General features: G+C 60.0%; 25 protein-coding genes and 2 tRNA genes. 12 read left to right on the forward strand and 15 right to left on the reverse strand.

What is annotated here, in order from left to right:
* Positions 1-38 precede the first annotated feature (38 nt).
* Positions 39-1,337 (reverse strand): hypothetical protein, encoded by a 1,299-nt coding sequence (locus tag AC0V6L_RS10490; RefSeq protein WP_486154223.1) that lies wholly within the window; start codon positions 1,335-1,337, stop codon positions 39-41.
* 217 nt (positions 1,338-1,554) lie between these two features.
* Here AC0V6L_RS10490 and queF point away from each other — a divergent pair, with 217 nt between their 5' ends.
* Positions 1,555-2,025 (forward strand): preQ(1) synthase, encoded by a 471-nt coding sequence (queF, locus tag AC0V6L_RS10495; RefSeq protein WP_486150532.1) that lies wholly within the window; start codon positions 1,555-1,557, stop codon positions 2,023-2,025.
* A gap of 305 nt (positions 2,026-2,330) precedes the next feature.
* Here the strand turns inward: queF and AC0V6L_RS10500 are convergent.
* Positions 2,331-2,406 (reverse strand) — tRNA-Thr (locus AC0V6L_RS10500).
* A 228-nt stretch (positions 2,407-2,634) separates the two neighbouring features.
* On the opposite strand from AC0V6L_RS10500, the gene AC0V6L_RS10505 reads away from it, so the two are divergent.
* Positions 2,635-3,066 (forward strand): TM2 domain-containing protein, encoded by a 432-nt coding sequence (locus AC0V6L_RS10505; protein ID WP_486150534.1) that lies wholly within the window; start codon positions 2,635-2,637, stop codon positions 3,064-3,066.
* An 11-nt stretch (positions 3,067-3,077) separates the two neighbouring features.
* On the opposite strand, the gene AC0V6L_RS10510 is transcribed toward AC0V6L_RS10505, so the two are convergent.
* Together AC0V6L_RS10510 and AC0V6L_RS10515 are read right to left on the reverse strand one after the other, a co-directional pair.
* Positions 3,078-3,974 carry a hypothetical protein gene (locus AC0V6L_RS10510; protein ID WP_486154224.1) on the reverse strand — a complete coding sequence of 299 codons (897 nt, stop codon included), beginning with the start codon at positions 3,972-3,974 and terminating at the stop codon, positions 3,078-3,080.
* Positions 3,974-5,317, reverse strand: a complete 1,344-nt coding sequence (locus tag AC0V6L_RS10515; RefSeq protein ID WP_486154225.1) for a replication-associated recombination protein A — start codon at positions 5,315-5,317, stop codon at positions 3,974-3,976. The genes AC0V6L_RS10510 and AC0V6L_RS10515 overlap by 1 nt, the downstream gene beginning before the upstream one ends.
* A 115-nt stretch (positions 5,318-5,432) precedes the next feature.
* Here AC0V6L_RS10515 and AC0V6L_RS10520 point away from each other — a divergent pair, with 115 nt between their 5' ends.
* Together AC0V6L_RS10520 and AC0V6L_RS10525 are read left to right on the forward strand one after the other, a co-directional pair.
* The gene (locus AC0V6L_RS10520) at positions 5,433-6,068 is read left to right on the forward strand and encodes a PadR family transcriptional regulator (protein WP_486150540.1); all 636 of its coding nucleotides are present in this window, start codon (positions 5,433-5,435) and stop codon (positions 6,066-6,068) included.
* Positions 6,069-6,204: 136 nt separating this feature from the next.
* Positions 6,205-6,636: a hypothetical protein gene (locus tag AC0V6L_RS10525; protein WP_486154226.1), complete on the forward strand. Its 432-nt coding sequence runs from the start codon at positions 6,205-6,207 to the stop codon at positions 6,634-6,636.
* Here the strand turns inward: AC0V6L_RS10525 and AC0V6L_RS10530 are convergent.
* Entirely contained in the window at positions 6,633-7,823 is a 1,191-nt protein-coding gene (locus AC0V6L_RS10530; protein WP_486154227.1) for a glycosyltransferase family 4 protein, read from the reverse strand. The genes AC0V6L_RS10525 and AC0V6L_RS10530 overlap by 4 nt on opposite strands.
* Positions 7,824-8,046: 223 nt before the next feature.
* Between AC0V6L_RS10530 and AC0V6L_RS10535 the strand changes: the two genes are divergently transcribed.
* From AC0V6L_RS10535 to AC0V6L_RS10545, 3 genes are all read left to right on the forward strand, one after another.
* Positions 8,047-9,225: a phosphoserine transaminase gene (locus AC0V6L_RS10535; protein ID WP_486154228.1), complete on the forward strand. Its 1,179-nt coding sequence runs from the start codon at positions 8,047-8,049 to the stop codon at positions 9,223-9,225.
* Between the two features lie 105 nt (positions 9,226-9,330).
* Entirely contained in the window at positions 9,331-10,914 is a 1,584-nt protein-coding gene (gene serA / locus AC0V6L_RS10540) for a phosphoglycerate dehydrogenase (protein ID WP_486154229.1), read from the forward strand.
* 62 nt (positions 10,915-10,976) lie between these two features.
* Entirely contained in the window at positions 10,977-12,086 is a 1,110-nt protein-coding gene (locus AC0V6L_RS10545; RefSeq protein ID WP_486154231.1) for an ATP phosphoribosyltransferase regulatory subunit, read from the forward strand.
* A gap of 19 nt (positions 12,087-12,105) precedes the next feature.
* On the opposite strand, the gene AC0V6L_RS10550 is transcribed toward AC0V6L_RS10545, so the two are convergent.
* Entirely contained in the window at positions 12,106-13,158 is a 1,053-nt protein-coding gene (locus AC0V6L_RS10550) for an alpha/beta hydrolase (protein WP_486154232.1), read from the reverse strand.
* Between the two features lie 505 nt (positions 13,159-13,663).
* On the opposite strand from AC0V6L_RS10550, the gene AC0V6L_RS10555 reads away from it, so the two are divergent.
* Entirely contained in the window at positions 13,664-14,953 is a 1,290-nt protein-coding gene (locus tag AC0V6L_RS10555; RefSeq protein ID WP_486154233.1) for an adenylosuccinate synthase, read from the forward strand.
* A gap of 111 nt (positions 14,954-15,064) precedes the next feature.
* Complete coding sequence (locus AC0V6L_RS10560; protein WP_486154234.1) at positions 15,065-15,715, forward strand: L,D-transpeptidase family protein; 651 nt, start codon at positions 15,065-15,067, stop codon at positions 15,713-15,715.
* A gap of 5 nt (positions 15,716-15,720) precedes the next feature.
* On the opposite strand, the gene AC0V6L_RS10565 is transcribed toward AC0V6L_RS10560, so the two are convergent.
* Both AC0V6L_RS10565 and AC0V6L_RS10570 read right to left on the reverse strand, forming a co-directional pair.
* A complete protein-coding gene (locus AC0V6L_RS10565; protein WP_486154235.1) occupies positions 15,721-16,128 on the reverse strand; it encodes a DUF6768 family protein in 408 nt (135 codons plus the stop codon).
* A 39-nt stretch (positions 16,129-16,167) separates the two neighbouring features.
* Positions 16,168-16,731 carry an RNA polymerase sigma factor gene (locus AC0V6L_RS10570; RefSeq protein WP_486154236.1) on the reverse strand — a complete coding sequence of 188 codons (564 nt, stop codon included), beginning with the start codon at positions 16,729-16,731 and terminating at the stop codon, positions 16,168-16,170.
* A gap of 138 nt (positions 16,732-16,869) precedes the next feature.
* Here AC0V6L_RS10570 and AC0V6L_RS10575 point away from each other — a divergent pair, with 138 nt between their 5' ends.
* Complete coding sequence (locus tag AC0V6L_RS10575) at positions 16,870-17,922, forward strand: MarR family transcriptional regulator (protein WP_486154237.1); 1,053 nt, start codon at positions 16,870-16,872, stop codon at positions 17,920-17,922.
* 45 nt (positions 17,923-17,967) lie between these two features.
* Here AC0V6L_RS10575 and AC0V6L_RS10580 read toward each other — a convergent pair whose 3' ends face one another.
* The 5 genes from AC0V6L_RS10580 to argH are packed head-to-tail and all read right to left on the reverse strand — an operon-like array spanning position 17,968 to position 21,914.
* Positions 17,968-18,348, reverse strand: coding sequence for a hypothetical protein (locus AC0V6L_RS10580; protein WP_486155161.1), 381 nt, complete (start codon positions 18,346-18,348; stop codon positions 17,968-17,970).
* Positions 18,270-18,998 carry a precorrin-2 dehydrogenase/sirohydrochlorin ferrochelatase family protein gene (locus AC0V6L_RS10585; protein WP_486154238.1) on the reverse strand — a complete coding sequence of 243 codons (729 nt, stop codon included), beginning with the start codon at positions 18,996-18,998 and terminating at the stop codon, positions 18,270-18,272. The genes AC0V6L_RS10580 and AC0V6L_RS10585 overlap by 79 nt, the downstream gene beginning before the upstream one ends.
* A 10-nt stretch (positions 18,999-19,008) precedes the next feature.
* Complete coding sequence (gene lysA, locus AC0V6L_RS10590; protein ID WP_486154239.1) at positions 19,009-20,268, reverse strand: diaminopimelate decarboxylase; 1,260 nt, start codon at positions 20,266-20,268, stop codon at positions 19,009-19,011.
* 11 nt (positions 20,269-20,279) lie between these two features.
* Entirely contained in the window at positions 20,280-20,531 is a 252-nt protein-coding gene (locus AC0V6L_RS10595; RefSeq protein WP_486155111.1) for a hypothetical protein, read from the reverse strand.
* 9 nt (positions 20,532-20,540) lie between these two features.
* Positions 20,541-21,914, reverse strand: a complete 1,374-nt coding sequence (gene argH / locus AC0V6L_RS10600) for an argininosuccinate lyase (protein ID WP_486155112.1) — start codon at positions 21,912-21,914, stop codon at positions 20,541-20,543.
* Positions 21,915-21,933: 19 nt separating this feature from the next.
* Between argH and AC0V6L_RS10605 the strand changes: the two genes are divergently transcribed.
* Complete coding sequence (locus AC0V6L_RS10605) at positions 21,934-22,524, forward strand: TlpA family protein disulfide reductase (RefSeq protein WP_486154240.1); 591 nt, start codon at positions 21,934-21,936, stop codon at positions 22,522-22,524.
* A 38-nt stretch (positions 22,525-22,562) separates the two neighbouring features.
* On the opposite strand, the gene AC0V6L_RS10610 is transcribed toward AC0V6L_RS10605, so the two are convergent.
* Positions 22,563-22,638: transfer RNA gene (locus AC0V6L_RS10610), tRNA-Val, on the reverse strand.
* Positions 22,639-22,751: 113 nt separating this feature from the next.
* On the opposite strand from AC0V6L_RS10610, the gene AC0V6L_RS10615 reads away from it, so the two are divergent.
* Positions 22,752-23,735: an asparaginase gene (locus AC0V6L_RS10615; RefSeq protein WP_486154241.1), complete on the forward strand. Its 984-nt coding sequence runs from the start codon at positions 22,752-22,754 to the stop codon at positions 23,733-23,735.
* A 208-nt stretch (positions 23,736-23,943) separates the two neighbouring features.
* On the opposite strand, the gene AC0V6L_RS10620 is transcribed toward AC0V6L_RS10615, so the two are convergent.
* The gene (locus AC0V6L_RS10620; protein ID WP_486154242.1) at positions 23,944-25,056 is read right to left on the reverse strand and encodes a zinc-binding dehydrogenase; all 1,113 of its coding nucleotides are present in this window, start codon (positions 25,054-25,056) and stop codon (positions 23,944-23,946) included.
* Positions 25,057-25,061: the final 5 nt, after the last annotated feature.

Here is a 25,061-nt window from a genome sequence, read left to right on the forward strand (position 1 = left end):
AGCGAGGCGTAGCGTTCGCCGCCGCTCCCGCCAAGACCTCATGCCGCTTTGGCAGCAGCTCCATCGGCTTTGACCTGACGGGCCAGCAAGCCCGGAACGCTGCCCGGCGGGGTGTCGAGCGCAATCGGGTGGAGCCTTCCGGCGCTTGCCATGCTGGGCGTGCCGATCACGAAACTGCGCGTTTCATCAGGCGATCCGGCGCGGGCGAGGGTGATTTGCGCAAGCGGGATAAACAGTGGTTTTTGCCCCTGCCGCAGGGGCTGCACTTCGCTCAAAGGCAGAGTCAGCTGCGCGGTGATGGTGCGGCTTTGATTGGGTCCGATGCGATCGAGCGTTTCAAGCGCGTTTGCAGCTGAGCTTGTGGCGGGCGCGGTGGCGCTGCGCTGTGCGCATACCAGCGCGCCGGAGACCGCGATATCGCGCACCGCATTATCAGACCGATTGGCGAGAGTGAGGCGGCAATCCAGCGTGAACATCATCAGCGAACGGGTCGCGCCCGCAATTTCAAGCTCAAAATCTATGCGCGGCGGCGGCGCAGGTGCAGCCGGTGCGGCGGGCGATTTTCCAGGAGATTTGGCGGGTGGGGGTGTATTGGCACGGGTTTGCGGCTGCTCCGCTTTGGGATCGAGAGGCGGGGCGGTGACAGGCGGTGCCGGGGTAGCCGCTGGCTGGCGCGCGGCAGATTTGCGCGTGCGTAGAAACCATGCCGCAATCGCCGCAGCTGCGCCAAGGCCCAGTGCGATCAGCGCCCATAGCCACAGGGGAATGCCGCCGGATTGCGGCGCGGTTTCGGATGCAGCGTCAGGTATGGCATCGCCTGCGGATGCAGCGGGGGGCGGGGCAGCAATAGGACTTGCTTGGCCTGCGTTCTCAGATGACGAACTGTCTTGGGGCACGGTGGGCGCAGGCGTGCCTGGCGCGCTCGGTTCAGGGCCTTGAGCGGACGGCGCGCCGCCTTGCCGTGCAGGCTGAACAGGCCGCGCCGCCGGGGCGCTCGATGCAGGCGCGGTCGATGCAGGCGCGCTCGGACGGTCACGCTCCCCTGCCGCCTCAAGCTCGGGCTCGCCCAGAGGTTCGGTTGCCGGCTCATCATTTGGAACAGGCGTGGCCGAGGGGGTGGGCGCGGGCGTTTCTGTGGGGATCGAACGCGGCGCGATCGGCACGCCTGAACGCACATCAACAGGCCCTTGCGGAGCGGGGGTTGGCGTCGGCGTTGGTTCAGGCAGAGAAAAACCGCCCGGCGCGTTCTGCGCCTGCGCCGCGCCATGAGTGAGCGGGCCTGTTCCCACTACGATTACGATCGCCAGCGCAAACGCGCTGCATAGGCGGCGGGTCAACCGAATGCGTCGAGCAGAAAAAGGGCGATCAAAATGCGTCATCACAATGATTGGTCGAAACAAGCCTAGACCCGGCAATATGAACGGATTGACAAAACCGGGCTGTCGCATTGGCGATTGATCCGATGCAGGCCCGCTTTCACCGCAAATAGGGCATCTGATCGCTGCGTCCAGTAACGCGCTTGCATGACGGCATCTTTCGCGGCAACAGCGCGGCATGGAAAGCACACAAGACCCCGCCACAGCGCCCGCCTTTTTGGGCAAGGATACCCCTCTGCCGCAATCGCCGGAAGATGCGGTACTCGATTATGTTCCCAATCCGCGTGCAGGCGCGCTCTTTCTGGTGCGTTTTGCTGCGCCCGAATTTACCTCGCTATGCCCGGTCACCAATCAGCCCGATTTCGCGCATCTGGTGATCGATTATGCGCCGGGGGAGACAATTGTCGAATCCAAAAGCCTCAAGCTGTTTCTGGGCAGTTTTCGCAATCATAACGGCTTTCACGAAGATGTGACTGTGGGCATCGGTCAGCGGCTTTATGACGAGATGAAGCCGCAATGGCTGCGCATTGGCGGGTATTGGTATCCGCGCGGCGGCATTCCCATCGACGTGTTCTGGCAAAGCGGCGCCCCGCCCGAAGGCCTGTGGCTGCCCGATCAAGGCGTAGCGCCCTATCGCGGGCGCGGGTGAACACCGCGCCAAGCCTGAACCCAAACCAACCGAGCATCCCAAGCTCGCAAGGCCGACTGGCCGCCCGCAGATGCCCGCAGCCGGACAAGCCCCGGCGGAGGAACGGCATCGAGGAAGAAGAAACGAGCGCACGCTCGCAAGGCCGACTGGCCGCTGGCAGATGCCCGCAGCCGGACGAAGCCCGGCGGAGGAACGGCATCGAGGAAGAAGAAACGAGCGCACGCTCGCAAGGCCGACCGGCCGCCCGCAGATGCCCGTAGCCGGACGAAGCCCGGCGGAGGAATAGCATTGAGGATAAGAAAAAATGGTGCCGGCTGCACGATTCGAACGCGCGGCCTGATGATTACAAATCAACTGCTCTACCAACTGAGCTAAGCCGGCCCATTATCTTCGCGATTTTCGAATGAATCGCATCGCGAAGCGCGCGCCTAGCCGCAAAGGGCCAGCTTTGTCCAGATGGCAATCGCAACTCTTTGCATTTCCTTTGCCATATCGAAATTTGCCGAGCGGCCTGTGTCGTTCATCGAACAAGCGGGCGGCTTCGCCATTTAAGCCTTGTCTGCGCAGCCCTTAAGATACATCGTAGCTCCAAGCAAAGGGACTGAGCACGTGGACCACAATCGAGAAATAGATGAGGCGTTTGAAGCCAACAGCAAATCGGTCGGGGTGGCCTATCTGTTGTGGTTCTTCTTCGGACTTTTGGGAGTGCACCGCTTTTATGCAGGCAAGACCAAATCGGGCGTGGTGCGCTTGCTTTTGTGGCTGATCCCTTTTGTCGGGTGGGCCATTCTTGGATTGCTGTGGATCATTGATCTGTTCCTGATCCCCTCCATGATCGGCGAACAGAACCTGAAAGCGCTCAAGCTGATCAATGCAGGCGCGGCGCAAAACCCGCAGGCTTTGCCCGAACCGGGCCCGCAGGATATTGCGCCCGAAAATCTCGATCCCAAACGCAAAGCGATGCTCGAAGAATTGCGCGCCACTGGTTATCGCAAAGAACGCCGCGACCGTTTCAGCGGTGATTTCAGCGCTCTTCGTTAACAAGAGCGGGGTTAAAGCGCGCCAAATGTCCAACCCTCGGTCCGCGCGATGTGCGCGGTGAGCGCCTTTGGCCACCAGCGGGCCGGTTCGCGGTGCACTTTGCGCAGCCATGCGGCAGTGATCAGCGCGTCGGATGAATGATCATCAATCGCGCCTTCGCCCGCAACCGGCGGTGATCCCAGACAATCAAGCGCGGCGTTGAGCGCGCTAAACCTGCGGATTTTCGATTTGCCTGGCGCGCGGCCTGCTGCTGCTGCGGCAAGGGCGGTGTAAATCTCGCAGATGACGCTGCCTGTGGCTGAGCCATTTTCTGGCAGCGGATCAATCGGCCATACGGGAACTTGCCCCGATAGCTGGTGCAAAACCCGCATGCCCGTGAGCGAGCTTTTGCCAACCTGCGCCGCGCCGACAAGGTTGAAATTGGAATAGGGTTTCAGCCCCATCGCGGCCTGTGCGTGCTCCGTGACTCGCAATCGCCCGCGCCCGCCCTGGGCCGGGTCAGCGCGAAAATGCGCGCCTTCGCGCCCGCCATGACGGCGGAAATAGGGGGCGAGGTCGGGGTGATCGGTAAAGCTGTTTGCGCCCAAATGCGGATCGGCGGCGCTGATAGTGTCGATCATAGCCCACAGATCGCGCGCGCTGGCAGGGCTGGTTGCAAGGCCGGGAAAAAACGCGCCGCAATCGGCAAAGGGAAGGCCAATACCAAGGTCCATGCCAATCAGCGTATTGGGAGGTAAATCCTCCCGCAAAAGGGTAAGCACTTCGCCGCGCGACCAGCCTTTTTCAGGAGGCTTGACCAGAACGGGCGCGCCGCCGCCAATCGCCGCAAAGGCCAGCGCAATGCCCTTATGCCTTTCTCCTGCTGCGCCTGACCAATCGATGGCGAGGAAATGCTCAAAATCTCTCATCAATTTTGTTCTTCGCCGCGCTGCGCCCGCAAATTGTCCCAATATTGCATCCGCTCGCGGACTTTGCGTTCAAAGCCGCGTTCAACCGGCGCATAGAATTGCTGCGGCTCCATGTCCTCGGGCCAGTAATTGTCGCCGGAAAACCCTTCATCGGTGTTGTGGTCATAGGCATAGCCTTCGCCGTACCCGATATCTTTCATCAGCTTGGTCGGCGCGTTGAGGATATTGGCGGGCGGCATCAGGCTGCCGGTCTCGCGCGCTGTTTTGAAAGCGGATTTTTGCGCAGCATAGGCGGCGTTCGATTTGGGTGCAGTCGCGCAGTAAAGGCAGGCCTGAACAATCGCGAGCTCGCCTTCGGGGCTGCCGAGGAATTGGTACGCGTCTTTGGCGGCAAGGCACTGGGTGAGGGCTTGCGGATCAGCCAGGCCAATATCTTCGCTCGCAAACCTGACCAGACGGCGCAGCACGTAAAGCGGTTCTTCCCCGGCTGTCAGCATGCGCGCGAGGTAATAGAGCGAAGCCTGGGGATCGCTGCCGCGCAGAGATTTGTGCAGCGCGCTGATGAGATTGTAATGCCCATCGCGGTCCTTGTCATAAACAGCGACGCGGCGTTGCAGGAATTGGCCGAGAGCAGCAGGATCAAGCGGTTCGCGCAAGTTTGCATTATACAGCGTTTCAGCCTGCCCCAGCAGAAAGCGGCCATCGCCATCCGCGCTCGCGATAAGGGCAGCGCGCGCATCTTGTGTGAGGGGTAGGGGGCCTTCAAGCGTCTCAGCCCGGGTAAGCAGTGCTTCCAAGGCTTTTGCGCCAAGCCGTTCCAAAATCAGCACCTGCGCGCGGCTTAATAAGGCGGCGTTGAGAGCAAAGCTGGGGTTTTCTGTGGTCGCGCCCACCAATGTCACCGTGCCGCGTTCAACAAAGGGCAAAAACCCATCCTGCTGCGCGCGGTTAAAGCGGTGGATCTCGTCCACGAACAACAGTGTCTTGCGCCCGGCATCGGCCATTTTGTCCGCTTCGGCGAAGGCTTTTTTAAGGTCGCCAACGCCGGAGAACACCGCGCTGATCGATACAAAGCGCAGCCCCACCGCATCGGCCAGAAGGCGGGCAATACTGGTCTTGCCCGTGCCCGGCGGCCCCCACAGGATCATGCTGGAAAGCTTGCCTGCCGCCACCATCCGCCCGATTGCGCCCTCTGGTCCGGTGAGGTGTTCCTGTCCGATCACTTCGCCAAGCGAGCGGGGGCGCAAACGGTCAGCCAGCGGGGCATCATCGCGCGGCGCATTGGCGGCGTTTTGTGCCCCTTCACCTGCGGCAGGTGCATCATTTCCAAACAAATCAGCCATTGATCGGGCGTGATAGGCCGCTCGTCGGAAAAAGCCACTGGCGAGGGCGAGAGGGCTTGAAGTGATGCATCCACGATATATCTTTACTGTCATAAGACGTATCAGGAGAACGAATATGACCCGCATGAATGGTGGAAACTGGTCGCAGCTTGGCCCGATGATCGCGATGATGGCAGCCTCTGCCGCGAGCGAGTGGGACGATGGGGCGCGCCGGTCGCGCAAATCGCAGGGTTGGTATGATGGCGGCAAATCGCGCAAGCGGCGCGGGCGCATGTTTGGCACAGGCGAATTGCGCCTCGCTTTGCTGGCGCTGATCGACCGGGAGCCGCGCCATGGCTATGAATTGATCCGCGCGATCGAGGATATGACCGGCGGCAGCTATGCGCCAAGTCCGGGCGCGGTGTATCCCACGCTGCAAATGCTCGAAGAGGAAGGTCTGATCAAACCGGCCAAGGCAAAACCGGCCGCCGGCGATGAGGGCAGCAGCAAGAAACCGTTCAAGCCCACCAAAAAGGGCAAAGGCGAACTTGAAGACCGCGCAGAGGAAGTCGAGGAATTGATGGCCCGGCTGGGCGAACACGGCGAACGGGCGGAAAAGGTGAAAGAGAAATCACCCGATCTGTGGCGCGCTATGGGCAATCTTGCCAATGTGCTTAAAAACCGCGCGCGGGCAGGTAAGCTTGATCAAAAGGCATTGGACGAGATCGTCGATATCATTGACGAGGTGTCCAAGCGGATTGAACGGATGTGAGCCGAACCGGGCCAGCTTGACCCCTTTGACCCCTGTCTGATCTCCCCCTGAGCCCCGGCAATTGCCGCGCGCGCCATAAATCTATACGATCCTCTGCAACCGGGTCGCGCTGGTTTAATCCGATCGGGGGATTGGGATGAGTATCACACAGCCAACACCGTGGCATTTGTGGGTCGTGGGCGGGCTTAGCCTGCTGTGGAATTCCGGCGGCGCGATAAGCTACACCATGACGCATCTTGGCATGTTGGAAGCGATGGGCATGCCGCCTGAACAGATCGCTTTTTACTCCAGCTTTCCCGCCTGGGCGACCGCCGTTTGGGCGCTGGGCGTGTGGGGCTGTTTTACCGGATCGCTGGCGCTGCTCTTTCGCAGCCGATTGGCTGTCATCCTGTTTGGCATTTCGATCATCGGTTTGATCGGGACAACGATTTTTAACTGGGGGATTTCTGATCTGCCTGCCGAATTGAAAACCGGCGGGCATATCGCGTTTGCCGCTGCCATTTGGGTGGTCACCATCGCTCTGTTTTTCTACGCAAAGGCCATGCAGCGCGCGCGGGTATTGCGTTAAGCGGTTGCCGCTTCGCTGTTTTGCAGAGCGCGGCGGTCTTCGATCAGACGGACATAGGTTTCGGCAACCACGCGGTTGATCGCTTCCCAGCTGAACAGCTTTGAACGTGCCTCCCCTGCTGCCCCGTGGCTTTGGCGTAAAGCGGGATCGGTGCAATAGGGGGCAATCGCTTCGGCCAGGCCCGCTGCATCGGGCTTGCCATCGGCCAGCGGCACCAGACGCCCTGACGCGCCGCAATCCACCAGACTGGATGCGCCGGTTGCGCCTGCTGCGACGACAGGCAATCCGCAGGCCATGGCTTCCAATGTCACATTGCCAAATGTTTCGGTGATGGATGGGTTAAGGAACACATCCCCGCTTGCCAAAGCTGTGCCAAGGTCCGCGCCCGTTTTGAACCCTGCGAAAATCCCGCCGGGTAGATTATCCTCAAACCATCCGCGCGCAGGGCCATCGCCGATCACCAACACTTTGTGCGGCACCTGGCGTTTGCGCAATTGGACGATGGTTTCGGCAAAGACATCGAGGCCTTTTTCCATCACCAGCCGTCCCAAGAACACAATCGCGACATCATCATCGGCAAGGCCAAGGGACCGCCGCCAATCCAGATCGCGCTTGCCGCTGGCAAAGATCGTGCGATCCACTCCGCGGCTCCACAGGGTGATGTCGTTGTGCATGTCCTGTTCGAGCAATTCGGCAATCATGCTTTGCGATGGGGCGACCAGCGCATCGCAGCGATTGTAGAACCGGCGCAGCATCCAGATGACGGCAGGTTCGGCAAAGCCAAGACCATAATAACGCGGATAGGTTTCAAACCGGGTGTGAACCGATGCGAGAACCGGGATATCGGCATCCTGCGCCCAGCGCAAAGCGGCGTGATTGGCCGGATCAGGCGCGGACAGGTGGATGATATTGGGCGCAAACTTGGCCAGATCGCGGCGCACTTTGCCGCCCAGACCCGTTGCCATGCGGTATTCGCCCCGGCCCATGGGAAAACCAATGGAAGGCAGGCTGATGAGATCGCCGGTTGGCTCAAACGCGGGTTTTTCCACTGTTGGAGAATAGACGCGCACTTTCGCGCCAAGGCTCAGCAAAGAAGCCACCAGCCGATTGAGCGCCTGATTGGCGCCATCGCGCGTGTAGTTATAATTGCCGCTGAACAGCGCAATGCGAAGATCAGAAAACTCCATCCCGCGCGCTTTAGGCGATGCGCGGCTGAGTTACCACCGTTCAAGCGGCACCGATGCGTGCGGCAATCGGGGAAGCGACGCGCCGCTCGCCTTTTATCCGGCCATTGGTCCCTTCCACCGATATGGGAGCGATAGAGATTGACTCTCTCCCCTGCATCTCTAATGGCGGCTCCGGGCCACGCGGTCCCAACGCCGCGCGAGCTCTCTGTAAGGAGAGAATACAATGACTGACTATGCACGCGGGCTCGCACATGAGCCGCCCGTAAAACCTGAACGTCCGCAATTTTCATCCGGTCCTACGGTGAAATTTCCTGGATGGTCCCTCGACAAGCTGAAAACCGAATCGCTGGGGCGCTCGCATCGTTCTGCGCTCGCTAAAGGCCGGTTGAAATATGCGATCGATCTGACGCGCGAATTGTTGGGCGTGCCCAATGATTACCTCGTCGGTATCATGCCTGCATCTGACACCGGCGCATTGGAAGCGGCGATGTGGACGATGCTCGATCCCGCGCGCCCTGCAACGGTTGCGGCGTGGGAAAGCTTTGGCAATGTGTGGATCCAGGATGCGGTCAAGCAGCTCAAACTGCCCAATCTGCAAGTTCTGTCAGCCGATTACGGCGAAATTCCCGATCTTTCGACAATCCCTCAGCGCAATGATGTCGTCTTCACGTGGAATGGCACGACATCGGGCGCGATGATCCCTGATACGGACTGGCTGGAACCGGGCCGTGAAGGCATCACGATCAACGATGCCACCAGTGCCATTTTTGCAATGGAGATGGACTGGGCAAAGCTGGATGCAACCACGTTTAGCTGGCAAAAAGTCATGGGCTCAGAAGCTCAGCACGGCATGCTGATCCTGTCGCCCAAAGCGGTGGAGCGCATCGAAAGCTATGATCCGTCATGGCCACTGCCCAAGCTTTTCCGCATTAAGAAAGGCGACAAAATCAACAAGGGCATCTTTGAAGGCGCGACAATCAACACGCCTTCTTTGCTGGCCACTGAAGATTACATTGCAGCGCTTGAATGGGCGAAATCCATTGGCGGGCGCAAAGCTTTGATTGAGCGGGCAAACACCAATGCCAAAATCGTCAAAGACTGGATTGAGGCCAAGCCGTGGCTGAAAAACATGGTCGCCGATCCGGCGCAGCGCACCAATACAGGTGTGTGCATGCAGTTCACCGGCGAATGGTATGATGGCCTTTCGGCTGACGAACAGGCTGCGGTGCCCAAAAAAATCGTGAAAATGCTCGAAGAGCGCGCGGTTGGATATGATTTCAACGGCTACCGCGATGCGCCCCCATCCTTGCGGATATGGTGCGGCGGCACATTGGAAGCTGAAGATATTCAGCGCCTGCTGCCGTGGATCGAGTGGGCTTACGAGATCGTCAAAGCCGGCTGATTAGCGTCGCAAGTGCATCCCCGCGAAGGCGGGGATCGCTCGCCACTGTTTCCAATCTATTTGATAGCGATCCCAGCTTTCGCTGGGATGACGAAAGTGTTTTCCATGACCAAACCCAAAGTTCTCATTTCCGACAAGATGGACCCCAACGCTGCGCGCATTTTTGAAGAGCGCGGCTGCGATGTTGATGTCATCACTGGTGAAAGCCCCGAAGAACTCGCCGCGCGTATCGGCGATTATCACGGGCTTGCGATCCGGTCCTCCACCAAGGTCACGCCTGCCATTCTGGATGCGGCGACCAATTTGAAAGTCATCGGCCGGGCCGGCATTGGTGTCGACAATGTCGATATCCCCTATGCCAGCGGCAAAGGCGTGGTTGTGATGAACACGCCGTTCGGCAATTCGATCACCACGGCTGAACACGCGATTGCCATGCTGATGGCGCTCGCACGCCAGATCCCGGCTGCCAATGCGCGCACGCAAGCGGGCGAATGGCCCAAGAAAGACTTTATGGGCGTTGAGGTGACCGGCAAAACGGTTGGCCTGATTGGCGCGGGCAATATCGGTTCGATCTTTGCCTCGCGCGCTTTGGGTCTGAAAATGAAAGTGGTCGCTTACGATCCCTTCCTGACCGAGGACCGTGCGGTGGAAATGGGCGTTGAGAAAGTTGATCTCGATACACTCCTCAGCCGGGCTGATTTCGTCTCGCTCCACACCCCGTTGACTGACGAAACGCGCAATATTTTGAGCCGCGAGCGGCTGGAAAATGCAAAGCCGGGCATCCGCATCATCAATTGCGCGCGCGGCGGATTGGTTGACGAGGTTGCCTTGAAAGACTGCCTTCAAAGCGGGCAAGTGGCCGGCGCTGCATTGGATGTGTTTGCCGAAGAACCGGCCAAGGAAAACGCCCTGTTTGGCGCGCCCAATTTCATCTGCACCCCGCATCTGGGCGCATCCACAACTGAAGCGCAGGTCAATGTCGCGCTGCAAGTCGCAGAGCAAATGGCCGATTACCTCGTCAATGGCGGAGTGACCAATGCGCTCAACATGCCATCGCTTTCCGCCGAAGAAGCACCCAAATTGAAACCCTATATGGCGCTGGCGGAAAAGCTGGGCAGTCTTGTCGGGCAATTGGCGCATGGCAGCCTGACCAAAATCAGCATCGAACGCGAAGGCGCAGCCTCTGAATTGAATGGCAAGCCGATCACAGGGGCGGTTCTGTCAGGCTTTATGCGGCGGTATTCCGATACGGTGAACATGGTCAACGCGCCGTTCCTTGCCAAGGAACGCGGGCTGGAAGTGTCCGAGATTCGCCAGAACCGCGAAGGCGCGTTTTCCACGTTGATCCGCGTGACAGTTGAAACCGATGCCGGACCGCGCTCTGTTGCGGGCACTTTGTTCGGCAATGAAGCGCCGCGTCTGGTTGAGATATTCGGTATCGGGATCGAGGCAGAGCTGGATGGCAATATGCTCTATGTCGTCAATGATGATGAGCCGGGCTTTATCGGCCGCATCGGGACGCTTTTGGGCGATCATGGCATCAATATCGGCACGTTTAACCTCGGCCGGCGTGATGCAGGCGGGGAAGCTGTGTTGCTGCTCAGCCTCGATGATGCGCTGAGCGAGGATATGATCGCCAAGGCCGAGGCGGTCGAAGGTGTGAATATGGCCAAAGCTCTGGTGTTTTAAGTCACGCCTATCTGCGTCCCCGCTTCCACGGGGATTGCAGATAGGCTAGGGGCCCTCGCGAAATGACGAATTCAACAGATCTCCTTCCCGAAGGGCTTCAGGATCGCCTGCCTGCATCCGCGCAGGCGATCACCCTTGCCATGCGCGCGTGCCTCGATGTGCTGCACGCCCATGGTTATGACCGGGCGCGCCCGCCATTGCTCGAATTTGAAAGCTCGCTTGCCGCCCGGATGAAAGGCGTGGAAACGCGCCGCATGTTCCGCATGACAGACCCGGCCAGCCTGCGCACTTTGGCGCTGCGGTCGGATATCACGCCGCAAATTGGGCGTATCGCTGCAACCAGCATGAAAGACGCGCCGCGCCCGCTTCGGCTCGCCTATTGCGGGGACACTGCCGTAATGCAGGCAAGCCAGCTTGATCCTGCACGCGAGCGGCTGCAATTGGGCGGCGAACTGATCGGGTCAGACACGGCGGCGGCGGCGGGTGAGATTGTCGCGGTGGCGATTGAGGCATTGCGCGCAGCCGGGCTTACCGGGCTGTCGGTGGATTTCACTCTGCCCGATCTGGTGGACACATTGGGCGCGCAAGACCGCTCGCTTGCGCCTGAAACATTGGATGCGATCCGGCGCGAATTGGACACCAAGGATGCAGGCGGGCTGAAAGCTGTGGGCGGCGAGGCGTATCTACCGCTGCTTTATGCCACCGGGCCTTTCGCCGAAGCGCTGCCGAAACTGCGCGCGCTTGATCCGGGCGGCGCATTGGCGAGCAGGCTTGATGGGTTAGAAGCAATCGCGGCGCGCATTCCCGATGATGTTCGCATCACGCTTGATCCGACAGAGCGGCACGGGTTTGAATATCAAAGCTGGTTTGGCTTTACCATCTATGCGGGCAATGTGCGCGGCGCAGCCGGGCGCGGCGGCACGTATATGATTGGCGGCACGGGCGAAGCGGCAAGCGGATTTACGCTTTATGCAGACCGGCTGGCAGAAGCCGCGCCTGCGCCCGAAGCGGGGCAATTGGTCTATTTGCCGCAAGGGTATGACCCGGTGCGCGCGGCTCAATTGCGGGCGGATGGCTGGCGGACATGCGCGCAAATTGGCGATGATGAAGACCCGGCGGCTCTGGGCTGCACGCATAAGCTGCGCGGTGACGAGGTAACAGAGCTTTCCTGACCGCAATCGCCGAGTTGGCTTAGCTCAGGATTGCTTCCAGAAACGCGTCAATCGCTTCGGTCTGCGCGGCGCCTGCATCAGTGCCTATTTCGCGGTTTAATCGGCCGTGATCCGTGTCTGCAATGGGCAGCGCGCTCGCCGTGCTGCCTGCTTCCACCAAGGCGTTTGTCAGCTTCTGCGCCTGTTTGCGCGATGCATCGCGCTCTTGGACATAAAGCGCCAGCCAGTTTGGCACATCGCGCCCGCCCACATGGGTTTGGGGCGATAAGGCTGCGTGGCGGGCCGCATCATTGCCAAATACGCGCAGATACAGATCCCGGCTGCGCGGGCCGGCATCCGCCATATTGGCAGCGATATCGTATCCAGCGCCATCGAGCAGCACCGCGCCCCGCACCGCCTCAAACGCATCGCCTGCATATTGCGGATCGCTGGCCACCAAGGCTGCCAGATGCGCGCCTGCGCTGTGGCCCATCAGCACGATGCGTTCCCGGTCAATCCCGACAGATTGGGCCTGACCCACCAAAGCCTGCACCGCTGCGCCGACATCTTTTGCCTGTTCTTCGACAGGTGCGCCGGGCAGCAATCTGTATCCGGTTGACGCAAAGATGATGCCGCGCGCGGTGTAATAAGCCGGTTTGCCCTGCACATATTTGTTGTCGCCCATCGACCACCCGCCGCCATGGACAAACAGGATGACGGGCAAGTCATCGACTGCATCGGCGGGCGTATAGACGTCGATTTGCTGACTGGGATGCGATCCGAAAAACAGCGTGCGGGCGGGCTTTGCTGAGGCAAAAGAAGCGCTGCGCCCGTCAGCATTCCCGCCGCGCCGCGCCCGCGCGCGCTCTCGCACTTGCTGAGCGCAGGTGTCTGATAACTGGTCTGATTTTTGCGCAAGGCAGTTGCGGATATCTGCCCGGTTAGGGCGGCCATCCTGCCCGCACAGCGTTCTGATCTCGCGCATACATTCGCGCGGTAGGCGATCTGACCCGCGATCCTGGGCAAAGATAGGGCCGATGATAAGAGCGGCGATCAGGCCCGTTCCCAAAGCAGCGGTCAATCGGTTTAACACAAGGTGGGCTTCCTCAGATTGATTACGGTGTTCTTATTGCGGCGGTCTGCCCACGGTACCACAATGCCTATCCGTGCCAATCGGCGATAGCGTCGCATTTTGTAACGATCCCTTGCTCTCCGCCGATCAGCCGCAGGATATGTCGCATTTTTACAAAGGGGGCCTTTTATGCTGATTGAGAAGCCCAGGCCCCTCAGATCAGGCGCTTTCCTACATAACCGGCCATGTGCGAATAGATGCGCATGGCTCTGATGGCGACTCTCGACAAAATACGCGCACTGCGGGGCCGAAGCTGCAAAAATGAACAAGGTTACACTTTGTTCGGCGGCATTGCTTTGTTCTCTTGCAATTTCAGCCACTTGCCCGAAATGCACTATTTTGCAAAAACGGCCTTCACCGGTCCATGTCTGCGCGCGCTTGCCCTTCGCTTGTCCAGCGCCTAACCCCCGCGCGGCGCTTCGCGAGCGCTTCGATCTAAGACCCAGTTTCAAGGAAATCGCATAGCATGGCCAACGTCACCGTAATCGGCGCCCAGTGGGGCGATGAAGGCAAAGGCAAGATCGTCGATTGGCTGGCCAGCCGGGCGGATGCAGTGGTGCGCTTTCAGGGCGGGCACAATGCCGGGCACACTTTGGTGATCGATGGCAATGTGTTCAAACTGTCACTGCTGCCATCGGGCATTGTGTCAGGTACGATGAGCATGATCGGCAATGGCGTGGTGCTCGACCCATGGGCTTTGCGCGATGAGGTGGAAAAGCTGGAAGCGCAAGGCGTCGCGATCAGCGATGACAATCTGGCGATTGCCGACAATTGCCCTTTGATCCTGCCGATGCACCGCGATCTGGATGGCCTGCGCGAAAACGCGGCAGGTAAGGGCAAGATCGGGACAACGGGGCGCGGCATTGGCCCGGCTTACGAAGACAAAGTGGGCAGGCGCGCAATCCGCGTATGCGATCTGGCGCATCTTGATGACCTTGATGCACAGCTCGATAGGCTTTGCGCGCATCACGACGCGCTGCGCGCAGGGTTTGACCAGCCGCCCGTGGACCGCGCGGCGCTTATTGCGCAGCTGCGCGATGTTGCGCCGTTCGTGCTGCGGTTTGCGCAGCCTGTCTGGAAACGGTTGAAGAAAGTGCGCAAAGCGGGCGCGAAGATCCTGTTTGAAGGCGCACAGGGTGTGCTGCTTGATGTGGATCACGGCACCTATCCCTTTGTCACCAGCTCCAACACGGTCAGCGGCACAGCAGCGGCAGGCAGCGGGCTTGGTCCCAATTCAACAGGCTTCGTGCTGGGCATTGTGAAAGCGTACACCACCCGCGTGGGCAGCGGCCCTTTCCCGACCGAGCTTGACGATGAGATCGGCCAGGGCATCGGGGAGCGCGGTCACGAATTCGGCACCGTCACAGGCCGCCAGCGGCGCGTCGGGTGGTTTGATGCGGTGCTGGTGCGCCAGACATGCTCGATCAGCGGCGTTACAGGCATTGCGCTCACCAAGATTGACGTGCTCGATGGGCTGGAGACAGTGAAGATTTGCACCGGATACCGGCTCAATGGCAATGTGCTTGATTACCTGCCCAGCCACGCCGCGGATCAGGCAGCGGTCGAACCGATCTATGAGGAAATGGAAGGCTGGAGCCAGAGCACAGTGGGCGCGCGGTCTTATGCCGATCTGCCTGCCAATGCGATCAAGTATATCCAGCGCGTGCAGGAACTGATCGAGTGCCCGGTTGCGTTGGTGTCGACCAGTCCGGAACGCGATGACACCATCCTGATGCGCGATCCGTTTGTGGATTAGGGCATCCTGACCCTAAGGCTTGCGCAATTTACAACTTAAGCCTTTCCTACGGGCCTGCTCTGCAGCTAACCCAATTGCGGTGAAGGATACAAAAGGCATAAATCCGGCGTAATGCGTTTCAAGTCTGTCTTGGCTGTTTTGGCAATGTTCGCGGGCTTCGCGGTGTTTTGGAGTGCCGGGTTTTCAAGCGCGGCTGCCTCCGATCAAAGCCAGGCCTATCCCACGCAGCGCAACACGCCAGTGCAAAGCGGGCAATCGCAGGCGGGCGGGCCGCAAAGCGCTCCTCATGCCCGCGCGCCGCACCGCGTGCTTGATCCTTACACTCGGCAGGTCATCACCCGCCAATATGCCGATTTCCTGCTGGTTGATAAATCGGACCGCATGCTGATCGCCTATTCCAAAGGCAAACCTATCCGCACATATCGCGGGCTGCGTTTTGGCGATGCGCCGCGCGGGCACAAACGCTTTGAAGGCGATGAACGCACGCCCGAAGGGCTGTATTACATCGATGCGCGCAATCCTGAAAGCCGCTATCACTTGAGCCTGCGTATCTCTTATCCCAATATGCGCGATCGCGATTATGCTGCGCGTCAGGGCCGTTCGGCGGGCGGCGATATCTTTATCCATGGCCAGCCCAATGGATATCGCGGACGGGCGATAAAGCGCGATTGGACCGATGGCTGCATCGCGCTTTCCAATGCAGAAATCAGGGAGCTGTGGCAGCTTGTGCCCGATGGCACCCCGATCCGCATTCAGCCGTAGCGCGCTTACCTCGCATCCTTATCGGCAGTCTCGCCAGCGTTCTGTTCGGCCAGCATCGCAACCTGAACCTGGAGCCGCTTAATCTCACGAAGAATGGTGAGCATGTTCATGCGGGCAAACATCCATTCCTTGGCAAAGCCCATAATGACAAGCAGAGCGACCCCGGCAATCGCCCAGATCGCGTGCAGGATCGGGTGATCGGTGGTCTGCGTTGTCTGCCACAGCACGAACAGCAGCAGAAATCCCAGAACGGTGGTGAAAGCAAAGATCAGCTTGGCCCAACCACCCAAAGGCCCTTTCCAACTGTCGCCGATTTGCTGGAACATGCCGCGATCATCTTCAAGGCTTTCAAGAAAGGCCCAGTCATCATCGCTGAGCTGCTGGGCAATGCGAGTATCGGGTGCGTCTGTCATGTTTAGGGCTCCTCTAGCGTGAGTTCGGTGTGGTCAAAGTCAGTCCTGCAAGGCAAGCTTCAACTTGCGCCGTGCGTGGAACAGGCGGGTTTTGGCTGTCCCGAGCGGGATCGATTGGGCGCGGGCAATCTCAACAAGGGTCAGCCCTTCGGCGAAATGCAGATGCGCGGCCAGTCGCTGATCGGCGGGCAGGCTGGCAAATGCCTGGGCCAGCGCGCTGGCGGTGTCCTGCGTGGGCGGGGCGCTGTGTTCGCTGGCCGCTGCGTGTGAGTGATCCGCCTGTTTTCGTGCCTTGATCGCGCGCGCAATCGCATCGGCCCCGCGGCGGTGCAGCACGGCAAAAACAAAGCTGCGAAAGCGGGCCGGATCGCGCAAATCCCCAATCCCTTTCCAAATGCCCACCCAGCATTCCTGCACCAGATCGCGGGCCAGATCAGCCTCGCCCGTATACCGCCGCGCCGCGCGCAGCAGACGCGGGTTCCACCGCTGATACAGCCGCGCAAAGGCCGCCCGGTCGCCTTGCTGTGCAAGCACGACAAGCAATTCATCGAACAGCGCACTTGCCTGTTCAGCAGGCTGGGAAGTTGAAACAGATGGCGGCATTACAAGGGTAGTCTGACCATGGGCCAAAAGGGTTCAATGGAGCGCGATTTATTTCGGTTGATTAAGAGTTGAGCGGTAAAATTCTTGACTTGAACCTGTTTTGTTCTACTTCTGTTTCCAACAGGTGGAGGTGATTCGATGAAACAAGATGGCATGGATACAAGTTTTGGCGCTGATATTGGTGATGTTGCTTACGATCTGCCGGGCGCTGATGATCAGATTGATGATGCGGCCGGCAGTTGGGACACGCCAGCGCAGGACGCCGCAGGGACGCGGGCCCGCGTTGCGATCTTTGCTGATCGGGACCGGATCCGCCGCGAAATTGGCGAAGACCTTACAGGCGCAGGGTTTCGCACGCTTGATGGCGGGACGATTGATGCGCTGCTAACTGGCCCGATTGCTCTGCTGGGCGATGTTGTGATGATTGATTGCCCGGTGGTGGATACCGGCACGCTTGCTGCGTTGACTCGGCTCGATATGCGGGTGGCGCGGACAGGGGCGCAGCTGATTGTCTCGACTTCGCTTGATGCGCTTGACGGCGTGTTCGCAGCGTTTGACCAATCGCATCCGCAAATTCTGGTCCAGCCCAGCCGGGCGGAGCGGGTGCTGGCCGTGGGCCGGGTAATGGCAAATCTCTCCAATGGCCGCGTGCGCGAAATGAGCGAGGAGGACAGGCTCAACCTGCTCCACCTCTCCCGCCAGGTTGAAGCGATTGCTCACACATTGGAAGGGTTGTCGGACCATTCCGGATTGCGCGATGCGGCAGGCTTTGACGCGGTGTCGCATTCGGGCGAGGGCGGGGATGGCGCGCCGACGCAGCTGTTCAATTCAACCGCGCCTGCGCTGCCCGATGCACGCTTTGTGCGGCAGATTATCGCAGGCCGGCAGGCGCGCGCGAAGTTTTTCGATGCAGAACTGTTTGCCGATCCGGCATGGGATATGCTGCTGGACCTGGCCGCGGCGCATGCAGAAAAATCGCAAGTTTCTGTCACCAGCCTTTGCATAGCCGCAGCTGTGCCAGCAACAACGGCGCTGCGGTGGCTCAAACAGATGGTGGATTGCGGCATCTTTGAAAGGGTGGCTGATCCTTCTGATAAACGCCGCGCCTTTATCGCGCTCAGCGATGCATCGCTCGAAGGAATGGCGCGCTATTTCCAAGAGCTCGAAGTGCCATTGGCGAAGGCCGCTTAGGCGGCGCGCTAACTTGCAAGGTCGCTATGGTAGGCGGCGCGTTAGTCAACCGGGAAATGGGCTGCGCAGGATCACAATCGAGCGGTGCGGGTCCGTATCCGCGCTACCATCGGCGGCCCCAGCCGTGCCATTAGCCGGGCCCTCAGCCGCGCCAGAACCTCTGTCTGCGCAATCCTTTGCCGATGCACAAGCAGGCATGCCGCCAGCACCGTTCGCGGCGGGGCACTGGGAAAGGTCGCATTGGATACGAACCGCATCAGCCCGCGCCCGCGCAAGGATTTGACCGCTCACATCGCCGTGAGTGCACACAATATCGGCTTCACCCAGCATCCGTGCTTGGCGCAGGGTCAGCTCTCCGGGATCGGCGCTTGTAAGGATGAAATCAGCGATGCGCGGTGCGTCATTGATGTTGGGGCGAGGGGGCAAAGCATCACTTGCCGACCCATCCAGCGTTTCATCCTGCTCCCCCTTGACGTGGCCACCTCTTCGGCGCCTGCCTGCGCGGCGTCATTGCCAAGGCTATCGGCCCAATCCTTCACCCGCTGGTGCGATGCCTCATCGAGCGCATCAAGCGCGCCGCCTTCGCGAAGCGCGGCATCAATCGCGCGGCGGCGGTCAGCTCCACCGGGCAGCTGGGACCGCAAACGAGGGCGAACCGCTTTCAAAGCATCGGCAAGCTTCCCAAGGCTTTGCGGCAATATCCGCTCCAGCCGCAGCCGCACATGTTTGGCAAGCCCGGCAGAAGCGCCGCCTGTGCCAACGGCGATGAGCAGCGGATCTCGATCCAGAATGCTCGGCGTTGTGAAATCGCACAGGTCAGGCCGGTCGACCACATTCACAATCATCCCTGCACAGCGCAGATTGATCGCAGCGACTTCGCACGCTTTTGCATCCTCGAACGCGACAAAGGCAATCCGAACGCCTTCATCAACAGCGCGCGCATGGTCTTCCACTACAATGCCGCCTGCGCGCTCTACCAATCGCCGCTTTGGCTCGGCCGCAGGCCCATCGCCCAGCACCAGCACCGACTGCCCGGCGATCTGATGAAACAGGGGAAGGCTCGCGATTTCGGCCATTACAGCGCGCTTAATCCAGCCATTCCGGCACGCGTTCTGCATCCATGATGGTGGCGGCGGCAATGCGGTCTGCGACTACGGCATAGCGATCCCCGTCAACCAGCACTTCGGCGACAAATCCGCGCGAATTGTAGCTGGACGCCATGGTCGCGCCGTATGCTCCGGCGGTGCGGAACACCGCGAGATCGCCGCTTTCCAGCTTGTCGGTCAGGCGGCCCATCGCGAATGTATCGCCGGTTTCGCAAATGGGGCCAACGATATTGGCCGTCATATCCGCGCCGCGCGGCTGAACCGCGACGAAATCGTGATAGGCCCCGTAAAGGGCCGGGCGAGCAAGATCATTCATTGCCGCATCGACAATCACAAACGGGTCTTTGATCCCGCGTTTCACTCGCACCACACGGGTCAGAAGCACGCCTGCATTGCCTGCGATCACTCGGCCGGGTTCAAAAATCAGCGTCACGCCCCAATCGCGTGTGACCCGCGCCACCATCGCGCCATATTCGGCAGGGGATGGCAGTACTTCTTCGCGTTTGTAAGGCACACCAAGCCCGCCGCCCAAATCGACATGAGTGATCGTATGGCCTGCCCCGCGCAGCGATGTGACCAGCGCGCCCAGTTTTTCAAATGCGCGCTCCAGCGGGGCAAGATCGCCCAATTGGCTGCCAATATGCACCGCCACACCGCGTAAATTTACGCTTGGCTTGGCCGCCAGCATGCCAAAAATCTGACCCGCCTGATCAATCGGCACGCCAAATTTGTTGTCCGCCTTGCCGGTCGATATCTTGTCATGCGTGCCCGCATCGACATCGGGATTGATCCGCAGCGCGCATTGCGCTTGCTTCCCCATTTCGGCGGCGATTTCGGCAAGCTCCAGGCCTTCTTCTTCGCTTTCAATGTTGAACTGGCCAATGCCTGCGTCCAATGCCTCTGCCAGTTCCGCTGCGGTCTTGCCCACGCCGGAAAAGACGATTTTGTCAGGCGTAATCCCTGCCGCCAGCGCGCGGCGCATTTCGCCCACCGATACGCAATCCGCCCCGTATCCCTGTTTTCCAAGCACTTTAAGCACAGCCAGGTTCGGATTGGCTTTAACCGCAAACGCGATGAGTTTGTTCGGCACACCCTCCAGCGCGTCGCGGAAGACAGCCGCATGACGTTCCAAGGTGGCGCGCGAATAGACATAGACAGGCGTGCCGACTTCATCTGCGATGCGCGGCAAGGGAACGTCTTCGGCGTGCATGACGCCGTCTTTGATGGCAAAATGATCCATGATTTCAGACTTTATTCGGGAGGGAGATCAAAGGGGTCATCTTCGCGCTCTTCGGACCGGCGGCGCAATTCGACGCTGCGTTCGGGCGCGGCGAGGGCTTCGAGTTCAAGCAATTCGTCCGATGTCGGCTGCACACTGGCCCCTGCGGGCGCGACGGGCAGGCTGGCTCCTTCGGGCGGGGTCAGCGCCGTGCGCGATCCGCAAGCGGCAAGCAGGCCGGCGCTTGCGATCAAGGCGAGAGTTAAACCGTGGATGCTTCGAATGCGCACGTCCTATTCTCCTTCAAGCGCATCTTGCGCGCTGCTTACCTGCCGTCTTACCTCGACCGGTGCGGTTCCGCCATAGCTTGAACGCGCAGCAACCGAGGCATCCACGCTGAGCGCATCAAACACGCGTTCGTCAATGCGCGCATCGATGGCCTGCAAATCAGCCAGCGGCAATTGCGCAAGGGCTTGGCCGCGTTCCTCAGCCAGCTTCACAGCAGCGCCGGTGATATGGTGCGCTTCGCGAAAGGGGATGTCGGCCTGCGTGACCAGCCAATCGGCAAGGTCGGTCGCGGTGGCATATCCCAATTCAGCCGCTTCGCGCATGCGTGCGGTGTTGAACGTGCTGTCTGCGATCATTCCGGTCATTGCCGCGATGGAGAGCGTCATCAGGCTGGCGGCTTCGAAGACGGGCGGCTTATCGTCCTGCATATCCTTGGAATAGGCGAGCGGCAGGCCTTTCATCGTTATCATCAGAGCATTGGCGCATCCGATCACGCGGCCCGCATGCCCGCGCACCAGTTCGGCGGCATCGGGGTTCTTCTTTTGCGGCATGATGGATGACCCTGTTGAAAGGCTATCGGACATAGCGATAAAGCCGAAAGGCTGGCTCGCCCAGATAATCATTTCCTCGGCCAGCCGCGACAGGTGCAGCGCGGTTACGCTTGCGCAGTGGAGGTAATCCATCGCAAAATCGCGGTCTGATACCGCGTCGAGCGAATTGGCGGTTGGCCCATCAAAACCAAGCGCGGCCGCCGTCGCATCGCGGTCAATCGGAAAGCCCGTGCCTGCGAGCGCGGCTGATCCCAGCGGGCATTCGTTCAATCGTGCCCGTGCATCGGCAAGGCGGGATCGGTCGCGCCGGATCATCTCGTAATAGGCCATCAGGTGATGACCCAAGGTGACGGGCTGTGCGGTTTGCAGATGGGTAAAGCCGGGCATGATGCTGCCTGCATGTTCGGCAGCGCGCGCGACAAGAGTGCGCTGCAACCCGGCCAGCCCTTCATCCATCGCATCGCAAGAGCTGCGCACCCACATTTTAAAATCGGTGGCGACCTGATCATTGCGGCTGCGCGCGGTGTGGAGCCGCCCTGCCGCTGCTCCGATCAATTCCGCCAGACGCGCCTCGGTTGTCATGTGGATGTCTTCGAGATCCCAATCCTCGGGCACCCCGTTCGCTTCGTATTCGGTAGCGATCTGATCGAGCCCGCCGGTGATCGCGGCGACATCATCCGCGCTGACAATGCCCTGTGCTGCCAGCATGGCGGCGTGCGCTTTGGATGCGGCGATATCTTCGCGCCACAGCGCTTTATCAAACGGGATTGAGGCATTGATTTCGCGCATGATCGCGCTAGGCCCGTCAGCGAACCTGCCGCCCCACATGGTGTTTTTGGAGTCGCTCATGTCTCGTTTATTTGCTTTCGTCACTTTGGCTGCGTTCGCGCTTGCAGGCTGCGATAGTGGCGCTGGCGACGCGGCGCAAGAAAGCGCTGCTTCGGCCAGCAATAGCGATAGTGCAGCCCCGCCGCCCCCGCCGCAGATACCGGGCAAGATTGTGCGCGCTTTTGCAGGGACTGAGCTGCCTGCGCTCACCTTTGAAAACCCTGCAGGGGAAACGCTGGATCTTGGCGCGATGGATCAGCCGGTATTGCTCAATCTGTGGGCGACATGGTGCGCGCCGTGCGTGATCGAAATGCCGACCCTTGATGCGCTGGCGGGCGAGCTAGAGGGCGAAATGCGGGTCATCACCATCAGCCAGGACATGCGCGGAGCTGAAGTGGTGGAGCCGTTTTTTGCAGATAAGGGCTTTGAGCGGCTGGAGCCCTGGCTCGACCCGCAAGCCAATATGGCGGCAGAATTTGGCGAAGCGGGCGCGCTGCCGCTTACCATTTTGTTCGATGCCGATGGCAAGGAATTGCTGCGCGTTGCAGGCGGATATGAATGGGATAGCGAGGACGCGATTGCCGCTGTCAAAGAGGCACTTGCCGAGTAAACGTGGGCGCGGGCCTTTGATTGCAATGCAATGAAACGTGGTGGGCGATGACAGGCTCGAACTGCCGACCCTCTCGGTGTAAACGAGATGCTCTACCAACTGAGCTAATCGCCCCACGGCCATTGACGGGGATGTTTCCCGCCGGGTGAAGCGGTATCTAGCGGCAAATGGTTCAAAATCAATTGCTGAGTGGCCCGGAATTTTCAAAAAGAGTAAAGCGCGCTTTTATGACGACACCTCATCTTTGTGTTTTGGCGACCGGCGGCACCATTGCCGGGATGGCCGGATCGCCCACGCGCCACGAATATCGGCCCGGCCAGATTGCCATTGCCGATTGGCTGGAACAAGTGCGCGCCTTTGGTTTGTCGGCGCAGCTTTCCGGCGAACAGATCGCCAATATCGGGTCAGAAGATATCGGCCCTGGGGTGTGGGCAAAGCTGCACGCGGCGATCGCCCGCGCGGCGGGCGATCCAGCGATTGATGGCATTGTGATCACCCATGGCACCGATACGGCAGAGGAAACCGCGTTTCTGCTCGACCTGACTGTGCCTGCGACGAAGCCTGTGGTGCTGGTCGGCGCGATGCGGCCTGCGGATGCGGTTGGCAGCGACGGGCTGCGCAATTTCGTCAATGCCGTGCGGGTGGCAAGCGACCCTGAGGCGAGCGGGCGCGGCGTATTGCTGGTGATGGGCGACAGGATTTTGGCCGCGCGCGATGCAAGGAAAGTGCGCACGCGCGGCACCGATGATGCCTTTCGCGGGTTTCCGCGCGGCTCTGTCGGGCTGGTGACGCCTGCCGCGCTTGAATGGTTTGGCAATCCGTGGCGGACAGGGGAGGGCGCGCGGTACCAGTTTACTAGCGCACTGCCCGATGTGCCGATTCTTTATATCGGGGCCGGCATGCCGGCTGACTATGCCGCGCGTATGCTGGATGAGGACACGCGCGGCGTGATTGTTGCCGGGGCAGGGGAAGGCAATATGCCGGACGGATTGCGCCAGGTTTTGGTTAAGCGCGCGAGCGAAGGCACAATTGTGGTGCGCGCCAGCCGGGTTGATGAAGGGCTGGTGGACCGCGAACCGGAGGATGCGGAGAACGGCTTTATCGCCGCCCGCGCGCTCAATCCGCAAAAGGCACGGATTTTGTTGCAGGTGCTGATCGCGAATGGGGTGCGGGAGTTGAGCGCTATTCAAAGCGCGTTTGATAATCCTTGATGAGGGGGTCTTTTGTTGGGTGCGCTCAGGCATCCGCCTGAGCTTGGCCGGACCGCCCCGCCTCCCCGCCCGTCCACCGAGGGTTCCATAGGATATGGTGGACGGGCGGGGAGGCGGGGCGGTCCGGCGTGAGCGAACTTAAAACGAAAAACGCGTGAGCGGACATCCGTCCTGATCTTGGCGTCGTGGCCCCCGGCTCTAAATCTTCTTACCCCCAGGGCGTAACCAGATATTTCTCGCCCGTTTTCATCTGGCGATAATCCTCGATCACGTCCTTGGTCAGCATTTCTTCCAAATTCACTTTGGCTTTGTAGCTTGATGCAAAGGTCGTCGTCAGGTTTTCCAGCACGCGGGTGCGCATTTTGACGACGGTTTCCATTCCCGCTTTGGCAAGGAAGGGTGTCAGCAGCCAGCCTGCCACGCACCACTGCAAACCATAGCTGGGCGTCAGAATGGTCGGGCCAAGATCCAGCCGCCCGTACATATACATCTTCTTGTCCTGATTGGAGCCATAGCGCGAATATTCACCCATTTGCGAAGCGGCGACCTGCTCCATCGCTTTCAAGACCTTGTCGGTGTTCTGCCCGCCGCCAATGGGGTCAAAGCCCAAAAATGCGCCTGTTTCGGCAATCGCCTCGCGCAGGTTTGCTCCATACCCTTTGTCAGATGAATTCACGATATGGGTCGCGCCAATCCCTTTCAAAAGATCGACATGCTCTTGTTTGCGCACGATATTCACAAGCTTCATGCCATCTTCGATGCAGATGCGGTTGAGCATCTGGCCAAGGTTCGACGCGGCGGCCAGGTGGATGATCGCATCGTGCCCTTCGCTCTTTGCCGTTTCGACAAAGCCAAGCGCAGTCATCGGGTTCACAAAGCTGGATGCGCCCGTTTCGCAATCGTGATCGCCCAGCGGTAGGCACATCATCGCATCGGCAATCGCATATTGGCTGAAGGCATGGCCGGGCACGCAGGCGACCCGCTGGCCCATCAGCGCTTTGGCCATGTCGCTGTCGCCTGTTGCGACAACAGTGCCTGCGCCTTCATTGCCCGCCTCAAGGCGCTGGCCGTGGCGGCCCTTCTGCCCGCTCAAAAACGGCTCCGGCATTTGCGCGACCACTTTGCCGGGCGAATATTCCGCATTCTGGAAATCGGCCGCCGAAGTGAGGATCGCAAGGTCCGATGGATTGATCGGCGCCGCTTCCATTTTGACAAGCACTTGATTGCCGGTGGGTTCGGGGAAGGTCTCTTCAACCACTTCCAGTGTCAGTGTGCCCTCAGCGGAAAGCGTGGTGTAAAGCTTGTGTCCGGTCGTCGTCATGGCAG

This window comes from Erythrobacter sp. JB1-15 (genome assembly GCF_057365035.1).